The organism is Oleiphilus sp. HI0123 (assembly GCF_001635315.1).
On sequence record NZ_LWGE01001108.1, the window covers coordinates 1 to 4,755 of the forward strand.

Genomic DNA, 4,755 nt, shown 5'->3' on the forward strand with positions numbered 1-4,755 from the left:
AAAATGTAAGCGCCAGCTTTAATCTATTGGCGTAGCAGTAATATCAGTTGTGATATTAAAGTTCTGTAGCTTCATTCCGTATAGCAGCGTTGACTCACCACCGACAGAGTGGCTGAGATTAACTCTTTCAAAATCAAGCTCTTTGAACTGCGTATTTGTTCTCATCGCAACACCTACCGGTCTATTTGCAATATCTGCAGCAGTCATATCTGAAGGAGCCTTGTACTCATAGGAGCCATCAGGCAACATAACCTTTTCCCAACCCTCTTCACCGTAGATATTATTACTATCGAAGCCTGTCGACTTCTTAATAACCGGAGCGCGAGCAATATCCATGTTGTATTCTGTCTGAATCCCAAAATCGTCAGACAAATTGTTCCCGTCATTGGTCGTATAATTATCAAATATTAACTTTAGACCCGTTCCCTTATCGGGCGAACCAGTACCCTCGCCATCGCGCCCGACATGCCAAGTTAAGCGATTTCTCTTTCCTTCAGAATCAATCTTCGACTTAAAGTGCCGTTTAGATGTTATTGTTAAGCCCTGGTCCCCACGATTTTCCCAGCGCCCGTTATCAGCAATACAATCACCCTGGCTAGCTCCGACACCACCAATACAAACATCTCCAGCACCACCAGTTGATATCAAGGTCTCAGAACCAGCATGATAACTCTCTACTACAAGCCCGCCAAAGCTAGCGTCAGCAGTGCGTTCACCTATTTTAAAGTCTGTAACATCCAACCGACTCCAACTTTCACCTTCATAAATCTTTAATCCGTCACTTGTGACATCTAACATCATGTCACGCAAGTGCACATCATAATTCAGCCCACTTAACCAGATTCCATTCCCAGTCCCGTCAGCCTCTAAATAGGAACCCATAATGCCATCACTAATTGATATATCGGAATTTACTGTAATTCCTTCGCTGCCTTCTCGCCCACCAGCCCCAAGTGTAATATGGCCATTAAGCGTTCCTTCCAAAGAAGGTGAACCTAACAAACCAGGAAGCCCCTGCACTCCCTGTGCAGACCCAAGCTTCTCATTCTTTAAATCCTCTTTATCCCCGGTACTCTCAGCAACCCGCACTCCCTCAATTTGATAGCCAAAAGCAAGATCTTCAAAACCAAGCCTTAGACCATCAAAAAACACGTCATCATTTGGCAAGTCTGCAGTAATATCGATAGTGATATCTCCATCAACATAAGCAGAAAGAGAACTCAACATCAAAGAATAACCATCATCGGTGTATACAAAGTTAGATTGATTTGTGTCACCAGCGATACTTAATTGAGTATCAAGACGTAAACCTTGATTGCCAGCCTCTGTATTACCGCCAGCTTGAACCAAGATTTTGTTGGTTCGACTAACACCACCCCAAACGGAGTCGGCGTAGGTCAAAGCAATATCGAAAGAACCTAGTGACTTTAATTGAACAGGGTTACCCGCGACATATTGATCAATATTTGTTTTAGTTTCACCCAAAACAAAATCCTGAACATGCAGATCTATCGCTAACTGTTCAAAGGCTAAAGCCAAGCCCACACCATGATAAGCGTCACCTGAATCCTCATCATCCAAAATATCTAGCGTCATGTTGACCAAATCTGTTGACCCGGTAATACCCAAAGCACCTACCCAGTAACCTGTATCTGCCCAGTCAGTATCATCACCCCACGCTACATCCAAGCGATTAAACTGGTTCGATGAATTGATCGTCATTCCTGTAAGACCATCAGCGCCGCCCGCGGCAATTAACAAATCAGAATTAACATCCATATTAATCCACAAGCTACCGTAACTTGCTAAAGGCGCGCCCGACGTAACATCATTAGTTACCCCGTGATTTAACGCGTTATTACTATACCTAATGGCATCTACACTTAGCTCTGCCTTTAGGTTAGGCATTGATAAGTTAAGCTGTCCTGCCTCGGTCACCCCAAACACCGTACCCAAAGATTCGACATCCAAACTTAAACCATCCAAGAAAAACTCATTGCCATTAGTGCGATATCCTAAGCGCCCATTTTCGACGGTAAAATCAATATCATACAACCCACCCAAAACATTGTTAGCACCGTGTCTTGTATTACCTCTGTTGTGCACCAAGATAGAGCCATCAATCTCGTAGTCAATAAAGAAGCCCCCTATACTCGGATCTGTTACAAGTGAAGGCAGGCCCGGCGCATCAACAAAACGAATTTCCTCTATTTCGAACCTTGCGACATTTCCAGAAGAAAAGGCAAACTTTATATCGCCGTTATCAAGAATATCAAACTCTAATCGGTGCTCTGCCAACTGCCCAGGATCTGCAGCAGAGCTCATCTTGACACCCTGCAACGCTATACCCAAACCATCATCAAAATAGGCTATCTCACCCACTGAAAACTTCGATTCTAGGTCAACAGTGATTCCCGACTGCCCACTTACACCCGACAAAAACTCATCACCAAGTGCTTTTAGCTCCGCAGCGCTTATTTGTGGGAGAATAAAAAGCATTAATGTTATTGATAGTCTATTTATCATCCGTAATTCCTAAGGCGTTGGAAAAACCAACAGGTTACCCTGCAAAGTGAGATCACCACTCATCTCGACAGTCATTAAGTCGACCTGCTGATAGTCTGAACTATTACTTGGACGGTCTTGGTTTGCAGTCGCGAGCGTATACTGGAAGTCGTTCATGCGTATACTCTTAGGCAAGCCAATTTCGATCACATCCCGATTAAATAGCAGACCGTCACCACCAAAACCATCTGCAATATCTCTCAGTCTAAACGTAAGACCTTCAAAAGAGACTGAGCCTTGAATATTATCAATCGCAAACCAGCCTCCATCATTCTGAGTCTTAAAAGCTAAGCGCGCCCCACATACTTTTTGACTATTTGAACAATCTCCAAAGTAACCATGGCTGTCAGAGTCATTGAACGCCCCACCCTCTTCGTTGATTGAAACTTCACCTGTTAAATAAACACCACTTTGCCCTGTCACCTCTGATAGATCTGAGTCATCAATACTTGACATCTCTGCATTAGCGAGCCCGGCAGTAAGCATAAAAATTAGTACCCGAAACAACATAAATAAGCCTCTAGTTAGGATCCAAGTCCCGAAATTTAACATCCATATACTGGACCAATATCCCTTCAATTCGCTGCTCGCCTAAACTTGTACCACCAATGTCTAAATCACCGACAATGATATTGCTACGATACTCACCATTCGTATAATAATCGTGAAAAAAGTCATGCGCTGCGACAGCATCCGGGTCAGCTAAATCGTATGAACCATCAACAACATTAATCTTATCCATATATGGATGTGTAATTTTCGCTATTTGAAGAGTAAGCCCACCGCTTGTTGGTAGATTGCTAGATCCATCTACCCCGATGTATAAGGGCTGGAACGTGTGACCTAAAGCCAACTCCATTTGGAAGTTGGACATTTTAATGCTAGATGAGCAACCTTGATTAATTTGCTCACAAGTACTTACCTCAATGGAGGGAGAATAAAAGTTAAGACGAAACTCTGCTGCCATACGCTCTTCCCCGTCATCGCCCCACAAGCGCAAGTAAGACCCGTCAAACACGGCACTTTCAACATTGATGTTTAAATTGCTTGCAAGAGCACCATCATTAATTTCAAGTTCTAAGCCAAGATCTGGCCTCTCCCCATTTACCCATTCAGCAGATGAAGGTCTACTAGAACACTCCCCACCTGCAGCACCAGTCAAACAGTCATAACCTTGAGCAGTATCTAAAACCTTCCTAGGTGCCGCAAATTCAAGTACCGCCTCTCCGGGTAAGCCAATATCAGGGTCATCACCATTTAATAAATCAATTTCGTATGGGTTAGTTAGCCTACCTAGATTTACACCCTCTAGAGTCTCCCCATAATTACTACCTGCACGCGCGATATACATTTGATTAACGTTGATTACAACGTCTTCTCCAGCACTGTTAGTTACACCACTAATCCTGAATACCTTGCCTTCGCTTGGATTATGGCCGTGACTGAAAATAAAGTCATCCATCACTAAACCGATGCCTTGGCCATCGACCTCAGATAAATCACTGTCAGATAGCGACTGCATTTCTGCATATATCTTCGTACTACTAGCCATCATTAGCGATAGAAATAACAAAGCAATTTTGTTGTTTGTAGATGCATTCATAGTTGAAATCAGCGTCCTGATTTATTAGAAGTTAGGGAAGTATACCCAATAATTAATTAAATCATGTCTTGCGAGTCAAAACTTTACAGTCGTTCACAAATCAAACAACAAGATAAGAACCTGCTCACATAATTAAAACGAAAGTGAGTTACTTACAATACTTTCTTCCAGGCAATAAAAAACCCCAGTAGGACGACCTACTGGGGTTTCTAATAGAAGCCTGACGATGACCTACTCTCACATGGGACCTCCCACACTACCATCGGCGATGCTTCGTTTCACTTCTGAGTTCGGGATGGGATCAGGTGGTTCCAAAGCTCTATGGTCGTCAGGCAAAACTTCGGTTGCTGATACTTGATCAACAACACTTAATTCTGCGTCTTTAACAATAGCAAGTAATAGCTAATTTTATCTCTGCTGTCTAACGAAGACTCATATCCAATTTGCGTTACCCGTCGTTGTACGAATAATCATTCACTATAAAACCACTTGGGCGTTATATAGTTAAGCCTCACGAGCAATTAGTACTGGTTAGCTCAATACGTTACCGCACTTACACACCCAGCCTATCAACGTCATAGTCTTTA

Annotated in this window: 3 protein-coding genes and 2 rRNA genes; all 5 read right to left on the reverse strand. The window is 43.0% G+C overall.

All coding sequences use genetic code 11. The features are described from left to right. Positions 1–18 precede the first annotated feature (18 nt). Positions 19–2,526 carry a DUF6160 family protein gene (locus tag A3761_RS11130; protein WP_156491798.1) on the reverse strand — a complete coding sequence of 836 codons (2,508 nt, stop codon included), beginning with the start codon at positions 2,524–2,526 and terminating at the stop codon, positions 19–21. A 9-nt stretch (positions 2,527–2,535) separates the two neighbouring features. Next, complete coding sequence (locus A3761_RS11135; RefSeq protein WP_068514093.1) at positions 2,536–3,075, reverse strand: DUF6160 family protein; 540 nt, start codon at positions 3,073–3,075, stop codon at positions 2,536–2,538. A gap of 10 nt (positions 3,076–3,085) precedes the next feature. Beyond that, complete coding sequence (locus A3761_RS11140; RefSeq protein ID WP_068514096.1) at positions 3,086–4,168, reverse strand: hypothetical protein; 1,083 nt, start codon at positions 4,166–4,168, stop codon at positions 3,086–3,088. A 218-nt stretch (positions 4,169–4,386) separates the two neighbouring features. Beyond that, positions 4,387–4,501 (reverse strand): 5S ribosomal RNA (gene rrf / locus A3761_RS11145). Positions 4,502–4,668: 167 nt separating this feature from the next. Continuing rightward, a 23S ribosomal RNA gene (locus A3761_RS11150) occupies positions 4,669–4,755 on the reverse strand; the annotation flags it as partial.